General features: G+C 68.2%; 17 protein-coding genes and 1 tRNA gene. 10 read left to right on the top strand and 8 right to left on the bottom strand.

Features of this window, described 5'->3' with window-relative positions; genetic code table 11:
• Window positions 1-13: 13 nt before the first annotated feature.
• Both addA and trxA read left to right on the top strand, forming a co-directional pair.
• Window positions 14-3,469: a double-strand break repair helicase AddA gene (gene addA / locus QE363_RS14160; protein WP_309696252.1), complete on the top strand. Its 3,456-nt coding sequence runs from the start codon at window positions 14-16 to the stop codon at window positions 3,467-3,469.
• A gap of 52 nt (window positions 3,470-3,521) precedes the next feature.
• A complete protein-coding gene (gene trxA / locus QE363_RS14155; protein WP_007404159.1) occupies window positions 3,522-3,842 on the top strand; it encodes a thioredoxin in 321 nt (106 codons plus the stop codon).
• A gap of 320 nt (window positions 3,843-4,162) precedes the next feature.
• Here trxA and QE363_RS14150 read toward each other — a convergent pair whose 3' ends face one another.
• Both QE363_RS14150 and argJ read right to left on the bottom strand, forming a co-directional pair.
• Window positions 4,163-4,774: a glutathione S-transferase gene (locus QE363_RS14150; RefSeq protein WP_309696247.1), complete on the bottom strand. Its 612-nt coding sequence runs from the start codon at window positions 4,772-4,774 to the stop codon at window positions 4,163-4,165.
• Window positions 4,775-4,779: 5 nt separating this feature from the next.
• Window positions 4,780-6,006 carry a bifunctional glutamate N-acetyltransferase/amino-acid acetyltransferase ArgJ gene (gene argJ, locus QE363_RS14145; RefSeq protein WP_309696245.1) on the bottom strand — a complete coding sequence of 409 codons (1,227 nt, stop codon included), beginning with the start codon at window positions 6,004-6,006 and terminating at the stop codon, window positions 4,780-4,782.
• A 145-nt stretch (window positions 6,007-6,151) separates the two neighbouring features.
• On the opposite strand from argJ, the gene QE363_RS14140 reads away from it, so the two are divergent.
• From QE363_RS14140 to secA, 3 genes are all read left to right on the top strand, one after another.
• A complete protein-coding gene (locus QE363_RS14140) occupies window positions 6,152-6,592 on the top strand; it encodes an energy transducer TonB (RefSeq protein WP_309696243.1) in 441 nt (146 codons plus the stop codon).
• A 68-nt stretch (window positions 6,593-6,660) separates the two neighbouring features.
• Window positions 6,661-6,921, top strand: coding sequence for a hypothetical protein (locus tag QE363_RS14135; RefSeq protein ID WP_309696241.1), 261 nt, complete (start codon window positions 6,661-6,663; stop codon window positions 6,919-6,921).
• Between the two features lie 109 nt (window positions 6,922-7,030).
• Entirely contained in the window at window positions 7,031-9,775 is a 2,745-nt protein-coding gene (gene secA, locus QE363_RS14130) for a preprotein translocase subunit SecA (protein ID WP_309696239.1), read from the top strand.
• A gap of 439 nt (window positions 9,776-10,214) precedes the next feature.
• On the opposite strand, the gene QE363_RS14125 is transcribed toward secA, so the two are convergent.
• Both QE363_RS14125 and QE363_RS14120 read right to left on the bottom strand, forming a co-directional pair.
• Window positions 10,215-10,796: a CC0125/CC1285 family lipoprotein gene (locus tag QE363_RS14125; RefSeq protein ID WP_307099601.1), complete on the bottom strand. Its 582-nt coding sequence runs from the start codon at window positions 10,794-10,796 to the stop codon at window positions 10,215-10,217.
• A 125-nt stretch (window positions 10,797-10,921) separates the two neighbouring features.
• Entirely contained in the window at window positions 10,922-11,341 is a 420-nt protein-coding gene (locus QE363_RS14120; protein WP_309696237.1) for a secondary thiamine-phosphate synthase enzyme YjbQ, read from the bottom strand.
• A 122-nt stretch (window positions 11,342-11,463) separates the two neighbouring features.
• Here QE363_RS14120 and QE363_RS14115 point away from each other — a divergent pair, with 122 nt between their 5' ends.
• From QE363_RS14115 to QE363_RS14105, 3 genes are all read left to right on the top strand, one after another.
• Window positions 11,464-11,823 carry a glycine zipper 2TM domain-containing protein gene (locus QE363_RS14115; protein ID WP_373424708.1) on the top strand — a complete coding sequence of 120 codons (360 nt, stop codon included), beginning with the start codon at window positions 11,464-11,466 and terminating at the stop codon, window positions 11,821-11,823.
• A 117-nt stretch (window positions 11,824-11,940) separates the two neighbouring features.
• The gene (locus tag QE363_RS14110; RefSeq protein ID WP_307099595.1) at window positions 11,941-12,318 is read left to right on the top strand and encodes a hypothetical protein; all 378 of its coding nucleotides are present in this window, start codon (window positions 11,941-11,943) and stop codon (window positions 12,316-12,318) included.
• On the top strand, window positions 12,315-13,463 hold the full coding sequence (locus QE363_RS14105) for a glutathionylspermidine synthase family protein (RefSeq protein ID WP_309696234.1): 1,149 nt from the start codon (window positions 12,315-12,317) through the stop codon (window positions 13,461-13,463). Before QE363_RS14110 ends, QE363_RS14105 begins: the two co-directional genes overlap by 4 nt.
• Window positions 13,464-13,502: 39 nt before the next feature.
• On the opposite strand, the gene QE363_RS14100 is transcribed toward QE363_RS14105, so the two are convergent.
• The 3 genes from QE363_RS14100 to moaA form a co-directional block, all read right to left on the bottom strand.
• Window positions 13,503-13,577, bottom strand: a tRNA-Asn gene (locus QE363_RS14100).
• Window positions 13,578-13,718: 141 nt separating this feature from the next.
• Window positions 13,719-14,498 (bottom strand): NAD kinase, encoded by a 780-nt coding sequence (locus tag QE363_RS14095; protein WP_307099591.1) that lies wholly within the window; start codon window positions 14,496-14,498, stop codon window positions 13,719-13,721.
• Complete coding sequence (moaA, locus tag QE363_RS14090; RefSeq protein ID WP_387431545.1) at window positions 14,495-15,526, bottom strand: GTP 3',8-cyclase MoaA; 1,032 nt, start codon at window positions 15,524-15,526, stop codon at window positions 14,495-14,497. The genes QE363_RS14095 and moaA overlap by 4 nt, the downstream gene beginning before the upstream one ends.
• A 77-nt stretch (window positions 15,527-15,603) precedes the next feature.
• On the opposite strand from moaA, the gene QE363_RS14085 reads away from it, so the two are divergent.
• The gene (locus tag QE363_RS14085; protein ID WP_309696231.1) at window positions 15,604-17,337 is read left to right on the top strand and encodes a GGDEF domain-containing phosphodiesterase; all 1,734 of its coding nucleotides are present in this window, start codon (window positions 15,604-15,606) and stop codon (window positions 17,335-17,337) included.
• Window positions 17,325-17,756: an SgcJ/EcaC family oxidoreductase gene (locus QE363_RS14080; RefSeq protein ID WP_309696229.1), complete on the top strand. Its 432-nt coding sequence runs from the start codon at window positions 17,325-17,327 to the stop codon at window positions 17,754-17,756. The genes QE363_RS14085 and QE363_RS14080 overlap by 13 nt, the downstream gene beginning before the upstream one ends.
• A gap of 91 nt (window positions 17,757-17,847) precedes the next feature.
• Here the strand turns inward: QE363_RS14080 and mfd are convergent, their stop codons facing one another.
• On the bottom strand, window positions 17,848-21,315 hold the full coding sequence (gene mfd, locus QE363_RS14075; RefSeq protein ID WP_309696226.1) for a transcription-repair coupling factor: 3,468 nt from the start codon (window positions 21,313-21,315) through the stop codon (window positions 17,848-17,850).
• Window positions 21,316-21,374 lie beyond the last annotated feature (59 nt).

The raw sequence follows: 21,374 nt of genomic DNA, 5'->3' as shown, positions 1-21,374 counted from the left end.
CGGAGCATGCCGCATGAGCGCCCGCCCCATGGCGAACCTGCCCCCGCTGAAGGGCGATCAGGCCGCCGCCAGCGACCCCGCCGCGCATGTCTGGCTGTCCGCCTCGGCCGGCACCGGCAAGACTCAGGTGCTGGCCGCGCGCGTGTTCCGCCTGTTGCTGCGCGGCGTCGCACCCGAGGCGATCCTGTGCCTGACCTTCACCAAGGCGGGCGCGGCCGAGATGGCGCAGCGGATCAACGGCCGCCTCGCCGCCTGGGTGCGGATGCCCGAGACCGAGCTGTTCGCCGATCTGAAGGCGCTGGGCGAGACCGCGACCCCCGACCTGCGCGAGCGGGCGCGGACGCTGTTCGCGCGCGTGCTCGACGCGCCGGGCGGCGGTCTGCGTATCCAGACCATCCACGGCTTTTGCCAGGGGCTGCTGGCGGCCTTTCCGGTCGAGGCGGGCCTCGCCCCCGGTTTCCGCCCGCTGGAGGCGCGCGAGGAGGCTGTGCTGGCGCGCGAGGCGCTGGCGCGGATGCTGGAGACCGCCGAGCGCGAAGGCCGGGTCGGCCCGGTCGAGACGGTCGGCGCGTTGTCGCTGCGGCTGGGCGAGGGCGGGGCGGAGGCGTTCCTGGCGGCCTGCGCCCGCGCGCCCGGTGCGCTGGAGGCGCTGCCCACCGGCATCCAGCCCTGGCTGCGCCGTGCGCTCGACCTGCCTTCGGGCGATATCGACGAGGCTATCGCGGACGGCGTCGAGGATATCGACGAGGATGCCGTCATCCGGCTGGCGGGCGCGAACCGCGCCTGGGGCACCGCGACCGGCGAGAAGGCGGCGGCGGCGATGGAGCGCTGGATCGGCAGCGATCGGGCGGGGCGGGTCGCGCTGCTCGAGGAACTGATGGGCACGGTCTTCACCGCCAAGGGCGAGCCGCGCAAGGCCTCCAAGAAGCTGACCGATGCCGATCCCGATTATGAGGATATGGCACGCGAACTGGGCGAGGCGTGCCGTCACCTGCTGGGCCTCGCCGCCCGCGCGCGTCATGCCGACCTGCTCGCCGATGCGCTGACCGTGGGGCGCGACTATGCGCGGGCCTATACATTGTCCAAGCGCGCGATCGGGGCGGTCGATTTCGACGACCTGATCCGCACCACCGTCGATCTGCTAGAGCGGCCGGGCATCGGCGAATGGGTCCGCTACAAGCTCGACCAAGTGACCGAGCATGTCCTGATCGACGAGGCGCAGGATACCAATGCGCACCAGTGGCGGATCGTTCGTGCGCTGGCCGACGAGTTCTTCGTCGGGCGTGGCCTTTATGCGCCCTCGACCCGGACGCTGTTCACCGTCGGCGACCATAAACAGGCGATCTTCGGTTTCCAGGGGACCGACCCGATCAACTTCCAGGCGGCCGAGCTGCATTTCTCGCGCCGTGCGGACGAGGTGGCGGGCGATGACGACTGGCCCGAGGACGAACGCGGCCTGCCGTTCAACCAGCTGTCGCTGACCCACAGCTTCCGCTCGACCACGCCGATCCTGGAGTTCGTCGATGCGGCGATCGAGGCGCTGGGCGAACCCGGCATGGGCATGGGGCATGCGGTGGAGCGCCACGCCAGCGAGGTGAAGGGCCCCGGTCGCATCACCCTGTGGCCGCCGGTCGCGGCGGGGGGCAGCGACGAGGACGAGGAAGGCTGGATCGACGATGCGGTGCGCAAGGTCGCCACCGACATCGCGCGCGCCGTGCGCGGCTGGCTGGACGATGGCGTGATGCTGGAGAGCAAGGGCCGCCGCCTCGAGCCGCAGGACATCATGATCCTGGTCAAGCGGCGCGGCGACCTCGCCTCGCTGATCGTCGCGCGCCTCTATGCCGAGGGGGTGCCGGTGGCGGGCGTCGACCGGCTGCGGCTGAACGCGCCGCTGGCGGTGCAGGACCTGCTGGCGGCGGTGCGCTTCGTGTTGCAGCCCGAGGACGATCTGTCGCTGGCCGCGCTGCTGGTGTCGCCGCTAATCGGCTGGTCGCAGGAGCGGCTGATGGCGGCGGGGCACCGGGCGCGCGGCGCGCTATGGGCGCATCTGACCCGGACGCTGCCCGCCGAGGACCTCGCGCCACTTCGCCAGATGCTGGCGCGGGCGGACGTGTCGACGCCCTATCAGTTCCTCGAGGAATTGCTGTCGGGGCCACTCGACGGCCGGCGCAAGCTGATCCGCCGGTTGGGGACCGAGGCGCGCGATCCGATCGAGGAGTTGCTGGGCGCCGCGCTGACCTTCGAGAGTACGACGACGCCCTCGCTGCAACGCTTCCTCGACTGGTTCGACCGGGGCGATGTCGAGATCGTGCGCGACCCCTCCGCGCCGCTGGACGCGGTGCGGGTGATGACCGCGCATGGGTCCAAGGGGTTGCAGGCGCCGCTGGTCATCCTGGCCGATGCCACCGCCGACCCGACCGCGAGCCCGCGTTCGATCCTGCGCTGGACGCCCGAACCGGGGGCGCAGCCTATCCCCGTCTTTCCGCCGCGCGCCGAGGAACGCGGCGGGCCGCTCGACGCGGTAGCCGCCGAGATCGCCGCGCGCGAACTGGCCGAGCATTGGCGGCTGTTCTACGTCGCGGCGACGCGGGCGGAGGAGCAGCTGGTGGTGGCGGGCGCGCTGGGCAAGCGCGCGGCGGGCGTGCCGCCGATGCACAGCTGGTACGCGACCTGTGCCCGCGCCATGACCGCGCTGGGCGTGCCGGAGGTCGAGCCGGGCGACGGCCAATCGCGCATCTTCCTGGGGTGCAGGCCGCAGGAGCCGGTCGCGCCGCGCCCCGGTGCGGTCGTCGCGGCCCGGCGAGAGGATGTCCCGCTGCCCGACTGGGTCCACCGGCCCGCGCCGCAGGAGTCGCGCCCGCCGCGCCCGCTCGCGCCGTCGCAACTGGGCGAGGATATGGTGGCCGATCCGCCCCCCACCCCCGCGATGCGCGCGGCGGCGGAGCGGGGGCGGCTGATCCACTGTCTGCTCGAACGCCTGCCCCCGGTCGCGCCGGATGCGCGGCGCGGCGCGGCGGAGCGCTGGCTCGCGCAGGCCGCCGGGGTCGAGGATGCGGGCCTGCGCGCCGATGTGACGCAGGCGGTGTTCGCGATCCTGGACGATCCGGCCTATGCGCCGCTGTTCGGGCCGGGATCGCTGGCGGAGGCACCGATCGCGGCGACGCTGCCCAATGGCCTGGTCGTGTCGGGACGCGTCGACCGGCTGCTGATCGGCGGCGACGAGGTCCGGCTGATCGACTATAAGACCGGGCGGCGCGCGCCGGGGGGCATCGACGACGTGCCGGTGTTCCATCTGGCGCAGATGGCGGGCTATGCCGCCGCGCTGGAAGTGATCTTTCCCGGCAAGCGGGTGTCGGTGGCGCTGCTCTATACGGCGGGCCCCCGGCTCGTCCCGGTGCCCGACGCGCTGCTCGCCGCGCACAAGCCCGGCTATCGCGACCGGGAGCAAAGCTTGCCGCTCGGTGGTTGAGCGACCGAGGCCCGCGCCCTAGATGGGTGACAATTCAAGGAGTGTAGTGAACATGGCAACCAAGCAGATCACCGACGCCAGCTTCGAGGCGGACGTCCTGAACTCCGACAAGCCGGTGCTGGTCGATTTCTGGGCCGAATGGTGCGGACCGTGCAAGATGATCGGCCCGTCGCTGGAGGAACTGTCCGAGGAACTGGGCGAGCAGGTGACGATCGCCAAGCTGAACATCGACGACAATCCCGACGCACCCGGCCGTTACGGCGTGCGCGGTATTCCGACGATGATCCTGTTCAAGGGCGGTGCGGCCGCCGCGACCAAGGTCGGCGCCGAGCCCAAGGGCCGGATCAAGGCCTGGCTGGAAGGCGCGCTGTAAGCAATCCATAGCCCACTGAACGGGCATGGGACGGTCTCTGCGAGGCCCCATGCCCTCCCCAAACCCCTCCCGCCTGCGGGAGGGGCTTTTTTTGTCCGGCGCTGCTCGAAAAGGCACGCCCCTCCCGCAAGCGGGAGGGGATGAGGGAGGGCGGGAGGTCTCACCGAGACCGAAGCTCGCGGCCTTCTCCTCCCCAAACCCCTCCGCCTGCGGGGGGCTTTTTTTATGTCCGGCGCTGCTCGAAAAGGCACTCCCCTCCCGTAAACGGGAGGGGATGGGGGAGGGCATGGGGTCTCACCGAGACCACCGCCCGCCGCCGATCAACTCAGCGGGATCATCACCACATCGCGAAACGGCGCGCGGTCCTGCAACGCCGCATACCAGCGCTCCAGATTGGGTCGCGTAGGCCGCTCCACCGACAGCTGGAACCACGTATTCGCATAGGCCGCGAAGGGAATATCCCCGATGCCGAACGTCGCCCCCGACAGCCATTCCTGCCGCCCCAGCACATCGTCGAGGATCGCCGACAGCCCCGCCGCCCGCGCCACGCTTCGTTCGATCAGCGCCATGTCGCGCGCCTCCGGGGCGGTGCGCACCATCTGGAAGAAGATCGGCCGGATCGCATCCGCCCAGGTGAAGCCCCAGTCCATCCACCGCTCGACCGAGGCTCGCGCTTGCGGATCGACCGGATAGAAAGCCTCGCCGCCATGGTTGGCCGCCAGATAGCGCAGGATGCTGTTCGACTCCCACAGGACGAAGCCGTCATCCTCGATCGTCGGGATCAGCGCGTTGGGATTGAGCGTCCGATACGCCTGATCCATCCCGAACGGCCCGCCGACATCGCGCCGATCATAGGCCAGCGCCATTTCCTCGGCCAGCCAGACCACCTTCTTGACGTTGTGCGAGTTGATCCGGCCCCAGATGGTCAGCATGGGCGTCAGCTCCGATAATCGGCGTTGATCGAGATATAGCCGTGCGTCAGATCGCAGGTCCAGACCGTCGCCGCGCCGTCGCCCAGGCCCAGGTCGACGCCGACCGCGATCTCCTGTCCCTTCAGATGCGCGGCGACCGGGGCCTCGTCATAGCCCTCGACCGCCAGGCCCTCGCGCGCGACCAAAGTCTCGCCGAAGCGGATCGACAGCTTGTCGCGCTCGGCGGGTTCGCCCGCCTTGCCGACCGCCATGACGACGCGGCCCCAATTGGCGTCCTCGCCCGCGATCGCGGTCTTCACCAGCGGCGAGTTGGCGATCGACATCGCGATACGGTGCGCCGAACGGTCGCTTTCGGCGCCCTCGACCCGGATTTCGATCAGCTTGCTTGCACCCTCGCCGTCGCGCACGACCAGCAGCGCGAGCCGGTGGCATAGATCGGCCAGCGCCGCGCGGAAGGCATCCGCGCCATCGCTGTCGTCATCGGCCAGCGGGGCATTGCCCGCCTTGCCCGTGGCGAAGGCCAGCACCGTATCGCTGGTCGAGGTGTCCCCATCGACCGTGATGCACGAAAAGCTGCGGCCATTGGCGGCGTTTAGCGCACGTTGCAGGAATTCGGGTTCGACCGCGGCGTCGGTGAAGATGAAGCCCAGCATCGTCGCCATGTCGGGCGCGATCATGCCCGAGCCCTTGATGATCCCGGCCAGCGTCACCGTGCGTCCATCTACCATGGCGGTGGTCGTCGCGCCCTTGGCGAAGGTGTCGGTGGTCATGATCGTGGCGGCGGCATCCTCCCACCCGCAGGGCGCAGCGGTGAAGGCGGCGTCCAGGCCCGCCTCGGCCTTGTCGACGGGCAGCGGCACGCCGATCACGCCGGTCGAGGCGACGAACACGTCCGAGGGCTGGCAGTCCATCGCGGCGGCGGTGCGCGCGGCGATCGCCTCGACGGCGGCACGGCCCCGATGGCCGGTAAAGGCGTTGGAATTGCCCGCATTGACGACCAGCGCGCGGGCCTGGCCCAGCACCAGCGCCTTGCGGCACCATTCGACCTCCGGGCTGGGGCATTTGCTGGTGGTCAGCACGCCCGCCACACTGGTCCCCTCGGGCAGCGTCACGAAGGTCAGGTCGCAACGGTCCCAATTCTTGTACCGCGCGCGGGCGACGCGCAGCGTCACGCCGTCGATCGCGGGCAGGGCGGGGAAGGGCTGGGCGAGGGGCGAGGTGGCGGTGCTCATGGGGGCCAGCTACATAACCGAGCGGGGGGCAGGGGCAAGCGCTTCCATCGGCTTGACCCGGACCGGGGCGGCGGCTTTGATGGCGATCGTCGGGATCGGGGGACGGGACGATATGTGGGGTGCAGGGCGCGGGCTCCGAAATGGCGTGCTGGCGCTGGTCGGCGTGCTTGCCATATTGTTGTTCGTCCTGACGTCGTTCTCGATCGAATGGGCTTATGAACGCAGCCGGGAAGGCGGTCTGGGGAGCTTGCCCCACGATCTTCCGGTTCCGGCCGTCCCGCCGCGCATCCTGGGCAATCCGGCCGCCGCTTTCGGGCCTGATTCCTATCCCGATGAGGCGATGCGTCAGGGGTGGGAGGGGCGTTCGAGCCTTGCGGTCCTGGTCGATCCGGACGGGCGCCCGACCCGATGCGCGGTCATGGAAAGCAGCGGTCATGCGGTCCTCGACAAAGCGACCTGCGCCATGGTCGTGGGCCATGTCCGGTTTCAACCCGCCCGCGATGACAAGGGGCAGGCGGTGCGCGGCATCTATCGCGGTTTCAATGTCCGCTGGGAGCTGCCGCGCCTGCCGACGGACGTGCGATGACTGTCGAGGCTTGCCGGACCATGCAACGGATGGACGCGCCGCGCGTATCTGCCTAAGACAAGCCTCGCATGAACCTGCTTCTGCTCCTTTCCGCCCTTTTGTCCGCGCTGACCGGCGTGGGCGCGAGCGCGCGTGGGCAGGAGGCGCGGGGCGTCGTGGCCGAATGCAGCATCGTGGCGGCCGCCAAGCAGGCCGCCGTCGCGCGCGCCGCGACCCGGCCGGTGCAGGCGCTGGCCACGCTGGTCGCCAGTGCTCATCCGCTTGCGATGTTCCGGGCGACCGCGCCGCGGCCGGTCGCCGCGATCTTCATGGGCCGTCGGCGCGAATAGCCCCGGCGTCGGCCCCGGCCGACCCCCTTCCTTGCCATTGCAGTCGCGCGCGCCCGGCCTTCCGTTGGCGGCGCGCCCATCTCACGATATTTCAGTCAGGAAATCGCTTATGTTCGGCGGCCTCGCCAAGTCCCTGTTCGGTTCGTCCAACGACCGCTACGTCAAGTCGCTCAAGCCGACCCTCGCCAAGATCGCGGCGTTCGAGCCCGAAATGGAGGCGATGACCGACGCGCAGCTCGCCGCGCAGACGGTGAAGTTCCGCGAGCAGCTCGATCAGGGCGCGACGCTCGACAGCCTGCTCCCCGAGGCGTTCGCGACCGTGCGCGAGGCGGCGAAGCGCGTGCTGGGCCAGCGTCACTATGACGTGCAGATGATCGGCGGCATCGTCCTGCATCGCGGCGAGATCGCCGAGATGCGGACGGGCGAGGGCAAGACGCTGGTCGCCACGCTCGCCACCTATCTGAACGCGCTGCCCGGCAAGGGCGTGCACGTCGTCACCGTCAACGATTACCTCGCCAGCCGCGACGCCGCGACGATGGGCCGGATTTACAACTTCCTCGGCCTGACCACCGGGACCATCATCCCGAACCTCGACGACGGCCAGCGCCGCGCGGCCTATGACGCCGACATCACCTATGGCACGAACAACGAGTTCGGCTTCGACTATCTGCGCGACAATATGAAGTATGAGCGCTCCTCGATGGTGCAGCGCCCCTTCAACTACGCGATCGTCGACGAGGTCGACTCGATCCTGATCGATGAGGCGCGCACTCCGCTGATCATCTCGGGCCCGACCGACGACAAGTCCGAGCTGTATATCGGCGTCGATGCGATCGTGAAGCAGCTGACGGCCGACGACTACGAGAAGGACGAGAAGCAGAAGTCGATCATCCTGACCGAGGACGGCACCGAGCGCGCCGAGCGCTTGCTGGAGGCGGCCGGGCTGCTCCAGGGCGAGAATCTCTACGACTTCGAGAATACCCAGGTCGTCCACCATCTGAACCAGGCGCTGCGTGCGAACATGATGTTCAAGCGCGACACCGATTACATCGTGAAGGACGGCAAGGTCGTCATCATCGACGAGTTCACCGGCCGCATGATGGACGGGCGTCGCTGGTCGGAGGGACTCCACCAGGCGGTCGAGGCCAAGGAGGGCGTCAATATCGAGCCCGAGAACCAGACCATGGCCTCGATCACCTTCCAGAATTACTTCCGCATGTACCCGAAGATTTCGGGCATGACCGGCACCGCCGCGACCGAAGCGGGCGAATTCTACGACATCTACAAGATCAACGTCGTCACCATCCCGACGAACCTGCCGATCGCGCGCGTCGACGAGGAGGACGAGTTCTACAAGAACACCCAGGACAAGTTCCTGGCGATCGCCAAGAAGATCCGTGACCACGCCGCCAAGGGCCAACCGGTGCTGGTCGGCACCGTCTCGATCGAGAAGTCCGAACTGCTCAGCGAGTTCCTGGTGCAGGAGGGCGTGCCGCACAAGGTGCTGAACGCGCGCTATCACGAGATGGAGGCGCATATCGTGGCGCAGGCGGGCCGTCTGGGCGCCGTCACCATCGCGACCAACATGGCGGGTCGCGGCACCGACATCCAGCTGGGCGGCAACCTCGAATTCCGGATGCTCGACGAGCATCCCGATCTGGTCGAGGGCACGCCGGACTATGACGCCGCCGCGACCCGCATCCGCGCCGAGATCGTCGAGGAGAAGCAGAAGGTGCTGGAGGCGGGCGGCCTGTTCGTGCTCGGCACCGAGCGGCATGAGAGCCGCCGCATCGACAACCAGCTGCGCGGCCGTTCGGGTCGCCAGGGCGATCCGGGCCTGTCGCGTTTCTACCTCAGCCTGGACGACGATCTGCTCCGCATCTTCGGCCCCGACACGCTGTTCGCCAAGATGATGCGCAGCAATATCGAGGATGGCGAGGCGATCGGCAGCAAGTGGCTGTCCAAGGCGATCGAGACCGCGCAGAAGAAGGTCGAGGCGCGCAACTACGACATCCGCAAGCAGGTCGTCGAATATGACGACGTGATGAACGACCAGCGCAAGGTCATCTACGAGCAGCGCGCCGACATCATGGATGCCGAGACGGTGGGCGAGGTCGTCGCCGACATGCGCGCCGAGACGGTGAACGCGATCGTCGGCACCGCCTGCCCGCCCAACAGCTATCCCGAGCAGTGGGACGTCGCGGGCATGAAGCAGCAGCTCAAGGACCTGCTCAACATGGAGCCGCCGATCGACGCCTGGCTGGCCGAGGAAGCGATCGATCCCGAAATCGTGCTGGAGCGCGTGACCGCCGAGGCGGACGCGATGGTCGAGGCCAAGGCCAAGGAGCTGGAGCCCGAGACCTGGACCAGCGTCGAGAAGTCGATCCTGCTCCAGAATCTCGACCATCACTGGAAGGAGCATCTGGCGACGCTCGACGCGCTGCGCCAGGTCGTCCACCTGCGCGCCTATGCGCAGAAGACGCCGATCAACGAATATAAGCACGAGGCGTTTTCGCTGTTCCAGCGGATGCTCGACAATATCCGCGAGGATGTGACGCGCACCATCGCCTATGCCCAGTTCCAGATTCAGGCGCCGCCCGAACTCCCCGAGCTGCCCGACTTCATCACCTCGCACTTCGATCCGTTCACCGGCGAGGACAACAGCAACGACTGGGACGCCGCCGCGCGCGGCCTGATCCAGCCGCAAATGCCGCCGATGCAGATCCCGCAGCCCGAGGGCATGGATCTGGGCACTGACCCGGCCCAATGGGAAGGCCGCGTGAACCGCAACGCGCCGTGCCCCTGCGGCTCGGGGCTGAAGTACAAGCATTGCCACGGCGCGGTGACGGTCTGATCCGTCCTCTCGCCGAATGAAGAGAAGGGCGGTGGGCTTCGGTCCGCCGCCTTTTTCATGCCTCGTCACCTCAGGGCCGATCGACATTCCGCGACGCCCTTCCGTCCCTCGCCCCTCGTAGAGGGGAGAGGGTTGCGCAGACTTGGCCTTTGCGAGAGCAAAGGCTTAGTCGGAGCTGGGTGAGGGGTGGGCGCTCGCTGCGCGAGCGCGCGAGTCTTTGGGCTCGCTCAACTGCGCTAGCCGGCTTCGCTAACCCTCTCCCCTGTCCAGGGGAGAGGGTAAAAAGAAGCAATACTGAATGTCGATCCGCCCCCGCGCAGGCCGGGGCCTGCTTCGATCGAAACCGCATTCGCCGGGCTGGCGGGCGGGTGTCCCCGAGGCACAAAAAAGGGCGGCCGCCCGGCAGGCAGCCGCCCCATTCGGTCGCGATCGGCCCGTTTTACTTGGGCATCACCACCGTCGGCCCGATCGTGTTGACGATCGCGCGCGCATCGAAGGCGCGCAGATTGTCGCGCGGGATCGGCCCCTTGCGCATCACGACCTCGGCGGTCGCTTCGTAGCGGTCGATGGTGTTGATATCCATGTTGTTGCCGAAGAAGGGATCACCCCAGAACGGGTCCCAGCTGCGCCAGCCGAAGCCGCGGCCATAATAGCGCCACGACGGGCCCCACCAGCCGCCGCCCCAGCCGCCAAAGCCCGGCCCGAACGCGCCGGGGGTCGAATAGGTGCGCGACCGCAGCTGCGTGTCGCGGTCGGCCATCACGAAATAGTCATAGCCATTGGCCAGCGTCAGTTCGGCCGCGCGGAACAGCAGATAACGCTCGACCGTGTCGCGCGACGTCACCGTGTTGCCGGCGAAGCTGACGATGAAGCGGCCGGGTTCCAGCTGCTGATCGGAATAGCCGGTGCGGTAGAAGCCCGTTCCCGTCGCCGGGCGGTAAGTGGTTTCGGTCGCGCATCCCGCGACCATCAGGGTGCTGGCGCCGACCAGCGCGAGCGCGATCTTCCGACCGAATTGCATGGACACTTCTTCCTTTCCTTGCCGCACGACCGGGCCGGACGGCAACAGCCCTGTAGCTGGAATCGGTTTACCCTATCCCGGCAGAACGGTCGATGAACGGTTTGGCTCCCGCGATGAATTGTGCGTCACAGACCGGCCATATGGATGGCGATTTGCCGACGATGGGGCGCGCGGCGATGTTCGAACAGATAAATGCCCTGCCACGTCCCCAGCGCCAGCCGCCCGCCGATCAGCGGCACCGACAGATGCACCCCGGTCAGGATGGCGCGCAGGTGCGCGGGCATGTCGTCGGGCCCTTCGTCGTCATGGGCATAGGCATGCCGATCCTCGGGCGCGATGCGCGCGAAATAGGCGAGGATGTCGGTCCTGACCTCCGGCGCGGCATTTTCCTGGATGATAAGCGAGGCCGAGGTGTGGCGGCAGAACAGGGTCAGCAGCCCTTCGTCCATGGCCTGCTCGCGAACCCAGGCGGTGACGCTGCGCGTGATGTCGGTCAGGCCCTGGCCATGGGTGTCGACGGTCAATATCGTGGTGGCTTGGCGCATCCATCCTCAATGCCCCAGCGTGCGGATCGATGCCAGCCTCCGCCCGGGACGGGCCGAATTGAACGGGTGACGTTGATGTGCGTTGTGCGGGATCGAGGATAAGGAGACCTGCCGTGAAAGCCATGCTCGCCGCTCTGGCCGTCGTTACCGTTGCCGCTCCCATCGCCGCCACGCCCGCCGTCGCGCAGGAGCGCGATTATCGCTGGCATGGCGATCGCGACGACTGGGACGCGTCGCGCGACTATCGTCGCGGCAATTACCGCGAACGTCGTCTGACCCGCGACGACCAGATCTTCCGGGGTCGCGATGGCCGCACCTATTGCAAGCGCAATGACGGCACCACCGGACTGGTCATCGGCGCGGTCGGCGGCGGCGTGCTGGGCAATGTCATCGGCGGCGGCACGCTGGGCACGCTGCTCGGCGCGGGCGGCGGCGCGCTGCTCGGGCGGTCGATCGATCGCGGCAAGGTCCGTTGCCGCTGATCGATCCGAGGGCGGCGGCCATGACGGTCGCCGCCACCGCATTCGCGCCGATGCGCTCGCGGTAGCGCTAGCCAAGACCGGCCCTGCTGGCCCATGATGGCCGCTGGGAGGGAATTCATGGCTTTCGATCTGAGATATACGACGGCGCTCGCGGCGGTTCTGCTGGCCAGCGGGTGCAATCGGTCCAAGGCGGACGACAATTGGACCGCCGATAACGACACCGCCATCTGCACCGATGCGCAGGGCACGCGCCTTCCCGACGATCGATGCCGCCAGCACCGCGTGGGCGGCGGGGGCGGGGCCTTCTGGTATTTCCTGGGGCGCGGCCGCTCCATTCCCTATTATGGCGAGCGCGCGACGGGCGGCAGCTTCCGCGCCGCGCCCGGCGGCCGCTATGTGACGGCCCCGGCGGGCAGCGCCATGACCCGTGCGGCGGCGATCAGCCGGGGCGGGTTCGGATCCTCGGCCAGCCATTTCGGCAGCATCCACGCATGATCCGCCAGAGCCTGACGCCGCGCCCCGACTGGCAGGCCAAGGTCGAGGCGCTCGGCCTGATCTGGCACGAGGGCAGGGAGCGCCCCTATTGGGACGAGAGCGCCTGCTACCGCTTCACCCGCGCGCAGGTCGACCGGATCGAGGCGGCGACGACCGAACTCTATCGACTGTTCCTGGCGGCGGGCGAGGCGGTGGTCAGCGAGCCCGCCTTGCTCTCGCGCTTCGGCATTCCGCCGGTGTTCCACGATCCGATCCGCGAAGCCTGGGACGCCGAGCCGCCGGGCCTGAACTTCGGCCGGTTCGACCTGGGCTTCGATGGGCAGGACGCCCCCAAATTGTTCGAGTTCAACTGCGACACGCCGACTTCGCTGCTGGAGGCGGCGGTGGTGCAATGGGCGTGGAAGGAGGAATGCTTCCCCCGGCTCGACCAGTTCAACAGCCTGCACGAGGCGCTGGTCGCGCGCTGGGCGGAGATCGCCCCCGATCTGCCCGCCACGCTGCATGTCGCGCATGTCGCCGATCTGGCGGGCGAGGACGCGATCACGGCGGCCTATCTGCGCGATACCGCCGAGGCGGCGGGAATTACGACCGTGCCGATCCTGATGGAGCGCATCGGCTGGCACCATGACGACCATTGTTTCGTCGACGAAGGGGACATGCGGATCGAGGCGCTGTTCAAGCTCTATCCGTGGGAATGGCTGGTCCATGAGGATTTCGCGCCGCATCTGCTCGACAATCTGGCGCGCGGCGACACGCTATGGATCGAACCGATCTGGAAGATGATCTGGTCGAACAAGGCGATCCTGCCGATCCTGTGGGACCTGTTTCCGGGCCATCCCAACCTGCTGGCCGCCAGCTTCACGATCCCCGACGGCGATGCGGTGGCCAAGCCGCTCCTGTCGCGCGAAGGCGCCAATGTCTCGATCCGCCGCGCGGGCGACATCATCGCCGAGACGAAGGGCGAATATGGCGAGGAAGGCTATGTGTACCAGTCGCTCTATCGCCTGCCGGAGACGGCGCCGGGATGTTTTCCGGTCCTGGGGAGCTGGGTGGTCGATGGCGCGGCGGTCGGGATGGGCATCCGCGAGGACGGGCTGATCACCTCGAACACGGCGCGGTTCGTTCCGCATGTGATCGACGGCTGATCCGTCATGCTGGCGCTGTCTGGGGGAAGACAGCGCCGGTGGCTCCCTGAGTAGGATTCGAACCTACGGCCGCTCGATTAACAGTCGAGAGCTCTACCGCTGAGCTATCAGGGAATGTTCCGGCGCTGTGGAGGGGTCCTATAAAGGGCTCGAAAAAAGCCGCAACCCCTTTTTTGACGGTTTCGCGTAAGCCCTGCCGTCAAAGCTGTGGATAAAATGCGGGGCAGACGACGAACTGCTCCTCCCCGTCGCCGGTCAGGCGACGAATTGCTCCATCGTGATGCGGTCGTCCAATGCGTGTTCGGGATCGAACATCAGCGTCAACTCGCGCGAGCGGTCCATGCAGATGTCGACCTGCGCCACGTCGCGCACCTCGCGCTGGTCGGCCACCGCCGAGACGGGGCGCTTGCCGGGATCGAGCACGCGGATCGAGATGCGGGCCTTGTCGGGCAGGATTGCCCCGCGCCAGCGCCGGGGACGAAAAGGGCTGATCGGGGTCAGCGCGATCAGCGCGGAGCCGAGCGGCAGGATCGGCCCTTGCGCCGAGAAATTATAGGCGGTCGACCCAGCCGGAGTGGCGGCGAGGATGCCATCGCAGGCCAGTTCGGGCAGGACGATGCGGCCATTGACCATGACCTCCAGCTTGGCGGTCTGGCGCGTCTCGCGCAGCAGCGACACCTCGTTGATCGCGGGCAGCGTGTGGACGCGGCCGTCGATCCCGGTCGCGGTCATCTTCAGCGGGGTGACGCGGAACGGCTTGGCGCGGGCCAGCCGGTCCTCCAGCCCATAGCCGCGCCACTCGTTCATCAGGAAGCCGACCGTGCCCAGGTTCATGCCGAACACCGGCACCGGGCCACGCCGCCGCTCCAGCATCCGGTGCAGCGTCTGGAGCATGAAGCCGTCGCCGCCCAGTGCGATGACATAATCGGCTTCGTCGAAATCGACCCAGTCGGCGCTGTTCTGCAGGTCGGCGACTGCGGCCTGGGCCGGGGCGGTGGGCGAGGCGACCAGCGCCCGCCGGACGGGAAGCGTCATCCGCCGGTCACGCTCATATGACGCGACACCGCCGGGGCCGATCCCGCCTCGATCCGGAAATCGTGCCGCGCGGGCTTGGCCGCCAGACCCGCATCGATCGCCTCGTCCAGCGCGCGCAGCCCGCCTTCGCGCAGGGCCGCCTTCAAATCCACCTGATCCTCATGGCCCAGACACATATACAGCTTGCCCTCGGTCGTCAGCCTCACCCGGTTGCAACCGTCGCAAAAATTGGCGGTGAGCGGGGAGATGAGGCCCAGCCGCGTGCCGGTGCCCTCGACCTGCCAATATCGCGCGGGTCCCCCGGTCCGATGCCCGGCGCGCACGAGCGGGAATTGCGAGGACAGCCGGTCGAATATCTCGGTCAGCGGCAGGAAGCGGTCGACCCGATCCTCGTCGATCGCGCCCAGCGGCATCGTCTCGATCAAGGACAGGTCGAGGCCCTCGGCCACGCACCAGGCGAGCATCGCCCCGATCTCGTCGTCGTTCAGCCCCTTGAGCGCGACCATGTTGATCTTGACCGACAGCCCTGCGTCGCGCGCGGACAGGATGCCATGGATCACCTGCGCCACGTCGCCGTGCCGGGTGATGTAGCGGAAGCGTTCGGGATCGCGGCTGTCCAGGCTGACATTGATTCGCCGCACGCCTGCATCGACCAGCGCCCCGGCATGGTCCGCCAGCCGGGTGCCGTTGGTGGTCATGGTCAGTTCGTCCAGGCCCTGCCCGACATGGCTGCCCAGCCGCCGGACCAGATCGGCGACGTCGCGCCGGACCAGCGGCTCGCCGCCCGACAGGCGGATCCGGGTCACGCCGCGCGCGATGAACCGCTCGGCGATGATCGCGATTTCGTCCAGGGTCAGCAGCTTGGCACGCGGCAGGAAGGTCATCTGCTCGGCCATGCAGTAACGGCAGCGCAGGTCGCACCGATCGGTGACCGAAATCCGCAGATAGCGGATGGTCCGGCCATGCTGGTCGACAAGGGACCCACGCGAGGACCCACCGGGTGAGGCGGAGGCGCAACCCATGGTCATATCGCTAGACCCATGACGGGACGTCGACAAGACGGATAGGCGTTGGTGATGCCGATGCCGGGGGATAGGATGCGTTCATGACGCAGGATGAATTCGGATTTAACGCCCACATGGGGGGAACGGCGGTCTTTGCGCTTTCGTTCCACCCCGGCGACCCGGCATCCGGCAAAGCCACGCCCACGCTGGACGAGGCGGTGATCCGCGCGGGCTGGGCAATCTGGTCGATGGCGCCGCGCGACGGCGATCCGCCCGGCGGCGACACGCTGATCGGGTCCTTCCTGACGAGCGAGGCGCGCATCGCGCTGATCGATGCGCGGTGGAATGGGGATGCGGGACTGCGCGCGGCGCAGGCGCTCGGCGCGGTGGTCGCGGCGACGGGGGCGGCGATGCTGGTCGCGGTTCCCGATGGCGACGGCATGACGCTCGATGCCTTCTTGGCCGCGGGAGCGACCCATATCCTGACGCCGGGGGCCGACGATGCGATGATCCGCGCCGCGCTGAAGATGGCGGATCGGCACGCGCGGCGCACGCTCGACGTGCGGCGGCGGCGAAGCCATGCCGATGGCGAGGTGGGGGAGATCCATCGCTGGATCGCCGACACCATCGGTCGCGGTCATCCTTGCGTCGCGATCGTCATATCGCTGTCGCGTCTGGACCTGGTCAATGCCGCGCATGGCCGTCCGGCGGGCAACATGCTGCTGCGCGGGGTGGAGGCGCGAATCCAGGCGGCGGCGGCCGAGGCCTTTGGCGACGGGGCGATCGTCGCGCGGTCGGGCGGCGCCGAGTTCGTCATGGCGGGCATCGCACCACCGGGCGAGGGGCGCGCCATCGCCGAGACGCTGGAGGCGCTGCTCGCGCTGCCGTTCCAGGCGGGGGCGGTGCCGATCCGGCTGGGCGTGCGGCTGGGCCTGGCCGAGCATCGTCCCGGCGAGGACCCCGGCATGCTGCTGACCCGCGCGGGTGAGGCGTTGCGCAAGGCGCGGGCGAGCGACGGGGCGATGCTGCGCTTTGCCCATCCGGGCGATGCCGCGCCGCTCGACGTGCTGGGCGCCGATCTCCACCATGCCATCGAGCGGGGGGAGATCGACATCGTCTTCCAGCCGCAGGTCGCGATCGCCACCGGACGGATCACCGGCGTCGAGGCCCTGGCGCGCTGGCGGCATCCGACGCTGGGGCCGCTGGGGGCCGATCCCCTGTTCGCGGCGGCCGAGCGCGCCGATCTGGGGCTGGCGCTGTCCGACCATATCCAGCAGATCGCGTTGCAGCGCGCGGCATGCTGGCCCGCGCCGCTGGCCAAGCTGCGCCTGTCGATCAACATCACCGCCGCCGATGTCGGCCGCTCGGGCTTTGCCCGGCTGTTCCTCGACCGGGTGGCGGCAAGCGGCTTTCCGCTCGACCGGCTGACCGTGGAGATCACCGAGACGGGGCTGATCAGCGAGCTCGACCGAGCGGCGGTCGTGCTCGACACGCTGCGCGCGGCGGGCGTCCGGGTGGCGATCGACGATTTCGGGACCGGCTATTCCAGCCTCGCCTATCTGACCAGCCTGCCGATCGACTATCTGAAGCTCGACCGCGCGCTGGTGGCCGAGGTCGACGGATCGCAGCGCGACCGGGTGGTGGTGCGCGGGGTCATCGGGATCGCTACGCAACTGGGTATGGGCATCATCGCCGAGGGGGTCGAGACGCATGAGCAGGCGCAGTTGCTCGGCCGTCTGGGCTGCGAGACCTATCAGGGTTTCCTGCGCGCCGCGCCGCTCGACGGAGCCGATCTGCTTGCGATGGTCGAGGAGGAGATGGAATGCGCGAAGTGATGGTGATAGCGGCGGTCGCGCTGGCCCCGGTGGCCGCCCATGCGGCGGCTCCCGCCGTCGATCCGGCGGAAGCGGCGATCCGCGCGACGATGCTGGCAAGCGCGGCGGGATGGAATGCGGGCGACCTGGACCGCTTCATGGCGATCTATGCTCCCGATGCCGTTTTCGTCGGCAGCAAGGGGCTGATCCGTGAAAAAGCCGCGATCGCCGACAATTATCGGAAGAGCTTCGCAGGCGGCGGCAACAGCCGGGGACAGCTGCGCTTCGCCTTTCTCGAATGCAGGCGGATCGGCGAGCGGCGCATCCTGTTCGCGCGCTGGATGCTGACGGGCGGCGCCAAGGACGAGAGCGGGATGACCACCTTGGTCTTCGAGCACCGCGCCGACGGCTGGAAGATCGTCGCGGATCACAGCAGCTAGGCACATGCTGTCGCCCCAGCGCAGGCTGGGGCCTTTCCCGACGAGGTCCGACGATCGCGAGAGGCCCCAGCCTGCGCTGGGGCGACGCTATTTATCCCGCCGCCTTCGCCAATCCCTTCGACAGTTGCAGCGCGCCGTGCAGCCGCGCCTTGGCATCGGGCCAGGCGCGGTTGAGCACCAGCTTGCCGTCGGGGCGCAGCTTGGCGAGGTCGCCCAGCCGCTCGACATAGGCGAAAAGACCGTCGACATTGGGCGGACGATTGTCGTGGAAGCTGATCAGCACCCCGCGCGGGCCGACATCCATCTTGGCGATGCAGGCCGTTTTGGCGTTCAGCTTGATCTTGATGACCTGGATGAGATTGTCGGTCGCCTCGGGCAGCGGGCCGAAGCGGTCGATCATCTCGGCGGCGAATTCCTCGACTTCCCTGTGCTTTTCCAGGTCGTTGAGGCGGCGGTACAGCCCCATGCGCAGGTCGAGATCGGGGACGTAATCCTCGGGGATCAGGATCGGTGCATCGACGGTGATCTGGGGCGAGAAGTCGCGCTTCTTCTCGAACGCGCCACCCGCCTTGGCCTCGAGGATCGCCTCTTCCAGCATCGACTGATAGAGTTCGTAGCCGACCTCCTTGATATGCCCCGACTGTTCGTCGCCGAGCAGATTGCCTGCCCCGCGAATGTCGAGGTCGTGGCTGGCCAACTGGAAGCCCGCGCCCAGCGAATCAAGGTCGGACAGCACCTTCAACCTTTTCTCCGCCGCCTCGGTCATCATCCGCTCGGGCGGCGTGACCATATAGGCGTAAGCGCGCGTCTTCGACCGGCCGACACGCCCGCGCAACTGGTAGAGCTGGGCGAGGCCGAAGCGGTCGGCACGGTTGACGATCATCGTGTTGGCGGACGGAATGTCGATGCCGCTTTCGATGATGGTGGTCGACACCAGCACCTCGAACTTGCGGTCGTAGAAGGCGGACATGCGCTCTTCGACCTCGGTGGCCGACATCTGGCCGTGTGCGACGACATAACGGACTTCGGGCACCTCCTTGCGCAGATATTCCTCGATATCCGGCAAATCGGCGACACGCGGGGTGACGAGGAAGCTCTGCCCGCCGCGATAATGTTCGCGCAGCAGCGCCTCGCGCAGGACGACCGGGTCCCAGGGCATGACATAGGTACGCACCGCGAGGCGGTCGACCGGCGGCGTCTGGATCACCGACAGCTCGCGCAGGCCCGACATCGCCATTTGCAGCGTGCGCGGGATCGGCGTGGCGGTCAGCGTCAGCATATGCACATCGGCCTTCAGCGCCTTCAGCCGTTCCTTGTGGGTCACGCCGAACCGCTGTTCCTCGTCCACGATGACGAGGCCGAGCCGCTTGAACTCGACATTCTTGGCGAGAAGCGCATGGGTGCCGACGACGATGTCGATATCGCCCGACGCCGCGCCGTCCTTGACCTTCTTGGCCTCGGTCGCGGTGACGAGGCGGGAGAGGCGGCCGATCTTGATCGGGAAGCCCTCGAACCGCGCGACGAAGTTGTTGTAATGCTGGCGCGCGAGCAGCGTGGTGGGACAGACCACCGCCACCTGCATCCCCGCCATCGCCGCGACGAAGGCGGCACGCAGCGCGACCTCGGTCTTGCCGAAGCCGACATCGCCGACGATCAGCCGGTCCATCGGCTTGCCCGCGGTCAGGTCGCCCAGCACATCGTCGATCGCCCGGTCCTGATCGTCGGTCTCCTCATAGGGGAAACGGTCGACGAACGCCGGATAGCCCGCGCTGTCGGGCTCGGCCACTTCGCCGGGACGTAGCGCGCGTTCGGCGGCGGTGGCGATCAGCTCACCCGCGATCTCGCGGATGCGCTCCTTCATCTTCGACTTGCGCCGCTGCCACGCCTCGCCCCCCAGACGGTCGAGCGTTGCGCCGTCCTCTCCCGAGCCGTAGCGGGTCAGGACTTCGAGATTTTCGACCGGCACGTACAGCTTGTCGCCGCCCGCATAGGAGAGCGCGACGCAGTCATGTGGGCTCTTGCCCACGGGGATCGAGGTCAGCCCCTCATAGCGGCCGATGCCGTGATCCGAGTGAACCACCAGATCGCCGGGCGAGAGCGTCGCCAGCTCCGCCAGGAAGGCGTCGGCCGACTTGCGCCTTTTCTGCCGCCGGACCAGCCGGTCGCCCAGCATGTCCTGCTCGGTCAGCACCGCAATGCCCGGCGCGGTAAAGCCATGGTCGAGCGGCAGGACGACCAGCGCCACGCCGAAGCTCTTCGCCGTATCGGCGATGCCCAGCGCTTCCTGCCAGGTCTCGGCGGCCTTGGCCCCCTTCAGGCCATGGTCCTTCAACAGGCTGCCGAGCCGCTCGCGCGCGCCGTTGGAGTAGCTGGCGAGGACGGGCTTGCGGCCTTCCTTGCGCAGCGCCTCGACATGATCGACCACCGCCTCATAGATATTGGCGTGGGCCGCGCGTTCGGGCGCGAAATCGCGCGCGCCGTCCACCTCGAAATCGAGGACGGTGGCGCTTTCGGGCTCGTGGAAGGGCGAGACGAGGTGCGCGGTCGCGGCCTGCAGCCCTTCGTCCCATTCCTTGGGCGCCAGATAGAGCGCCTTGGCGGGCAGGGGGCGGAAGCTGCCCGGCTGGGCCGCCTCGGCACGCTTGCGGTTTTCATAATAGTCGGCGATCGCGTCGAAGCGGCCGCTCGCCGCCGCCGCGACGCCATTGTCGCGCACGACGACCGCGCCGTCGCCGAGATGGTCGAACAGCGTCGAGAGCTTCTCCTCGAACAGCGGCAGCCAATGCTCCATCCCCGCCATGCGCCGCCCCTCGGACACCGCCTGATAGAGCGGGTCGCCGGTCGCGGTCGCGCCGAAGGTTTCGCGGTAGCGGGTGCGGAAGCGCTTGATCGATTCCTCGTCGAGCAAGGCTTCGGAGGCGGGGAGTAGGGTGAAGCCCTCGATCCGCCCCGTGGTCCGCTGGTCGGCGGGGTCGAAGGTGCGGACGCTCTCGATTTCGTCGCCGAAGAAGTCGAGCCGCAAGGCCTGTTCCTCGCCGCTGGGGAACAGGTCGACCAGCCCGCCGCGCACCGCGAACTCGCCCTGGTCGTGGACCGTTTCGGTGCGGACATAGCCGTTCGCCTGGAGCAGCGCGGACAGCCTTTCCAGCCCGATCCGCTCGCCGGGGGCCAGGCGCGCGACCAGCTGGCGGATGCGGAACGGCGTCAATACGCGCTGGGTCGCGGCATTGGCGGTGGTCAGCACCAGCTGCGGCGTCTTCGGCTTGGCCTGAAGCCGGTGCAGTCCCGCGATCCGCTCCGCCATGACGCGCAGGGTCGGCGAGGCGCGGTCATAGGGCAGGCAGTCCCAGGCCGGGATCTGCAAGATTTCCAGCTCGGGCGCGAAATAGGGCGCGGTCGAGGCGAGTTCGCGCATCTGCGCTTCGTCGGCGCAGATGAAGACCGCACGGGTCGTCGCGGCGCGCGACAGGTCGGCCAGCAGCACCGGCAGGAACCCCGCCGGAACGCCCGACAGGGTCAGCGGGCTCTTGGCGGTCAGGATCGTCTTGATATCGGGCATGGGGTTCCGAAGCTGGAAAAGGCGAAGGGCCAAACGCGTGTCGCGGGAAATTTCCCCTT

The organism is Sphingomonas sp. SORGH_AS_0870 (assembly GCF_031453175.1).
GTDB lineage: Bacteria > Pseudomonadota > Alphaproteobacteria > Sphingomonadales > Sphingomonadaceae > Sphingomonas.
This window is presented reverse-complemented; position numbering and strand designations above follow the sequence as displayed.

Coding starts and splice junctions, on each gene's coding strand:
- QE363_RS14115 (WP_373424708.1), top strand. CDS start 11,464: ATGCTCGCCGCTCTGGCCGTCGTTACCGTTGCCGCTCCCATCGCCGCC.
- argJ (WP_309696245.1), bottom strand. CDS start 6,006: ATGAGCACCGCCACCTCGCCCCTCGCCCAGCCCTTCCCCGCCCTGCCC.
- QE363_RS14080 (WP_309696229.1), top strand. CDS start 17,325: ATGCGCGAAGTGATGGTGATAGCGGCGGTCGCGCTGGCCCCGGTGGCC.
- QE363_RS14125 (WP_307099601.1), bottom strand. CDS start 10,796: ATGCAATTCGGTCGGAAGATCGCGCTCGCGCTGGTCGGCGCCAGCACC.
- secA (WP_309696239.1), top strand. CDS start 7,031: ATGTTCGGCGGCCTCGCCAAGTCCCTGTTCGGTTCGTCCAACGACCGC.
- addA (WP_309696252.1), top strand. CDS start 14: ATGAGCGCCCGCCCCATGGCGAACCTGCCCCCGCTGAAGGGCGATCAG.
- QE363_RS14110 (WP_307099595.1), top strand. CDS start 11,941: ATGGCTTTCGATCTGAGATATACGACGGCGCTCGCGGCGGTTCTGCTG.
- trxA (WP_007404159.1), top strand. CDS start 3,522: ATGGCAACCAAGCAGATCACCGACGCCAGCTTCGAGGCGGACGTCCTG.
- QE363_RS14150 (WP_309696247.1), bottom strand. CDS start 4,774: ATGCTGACCATCTGGGGCCGGATCAACTCGCACAACGTCAAGAAGGTG.
- QE363_RS14085 (WP_309696231.1), top strand. CDS start 15,604: ATGACGCAGGATGAATTCGGATTTAACGCCCACATGGGGGGAACGGCG.
- QE363_RS14095 (WP_307099591.1), bottom strand. CDS start 14,498: ATGACGCTTCCCGTCCGGCGGGCGCTGGTCGCCTCGCCCACCGCCCCG.
- QE363_RS14135 (WP_309696241.1), top strand. CDS start 6,661: ATGAACCTGCTTCTGCTCCTTTCCGCCCTTTTGTCCGCGCTGACCGGC.
- QE363_RS14120 (WP_309696237.1), bottom strand. CDS start 11,341: ATGCGCCAAGCCACCACGATATTGACCGTCGACACCCATGGCCAGGGC.
- mfd (WP_309696226.1), bottom strand. CDS start 21,315: ATGCCCGATATCAAGACGATCCTGACCGCCAAGAGCCCGCTGACCCTG.
- moaA (WP_387431545.1), bottom strand. CDS start 15,526: ATGACCATGGGTTGCGCCTCCGCCTCACCCGGTGGGTCCTCGCGTGGG.
- QE363_RS14105 (WP_309696234.1), top strand. CDS start 12,315: ATGATCCGCCAGAGCCTGACGCCGCGCCCCGACTGGCAGGCCAAGGTC.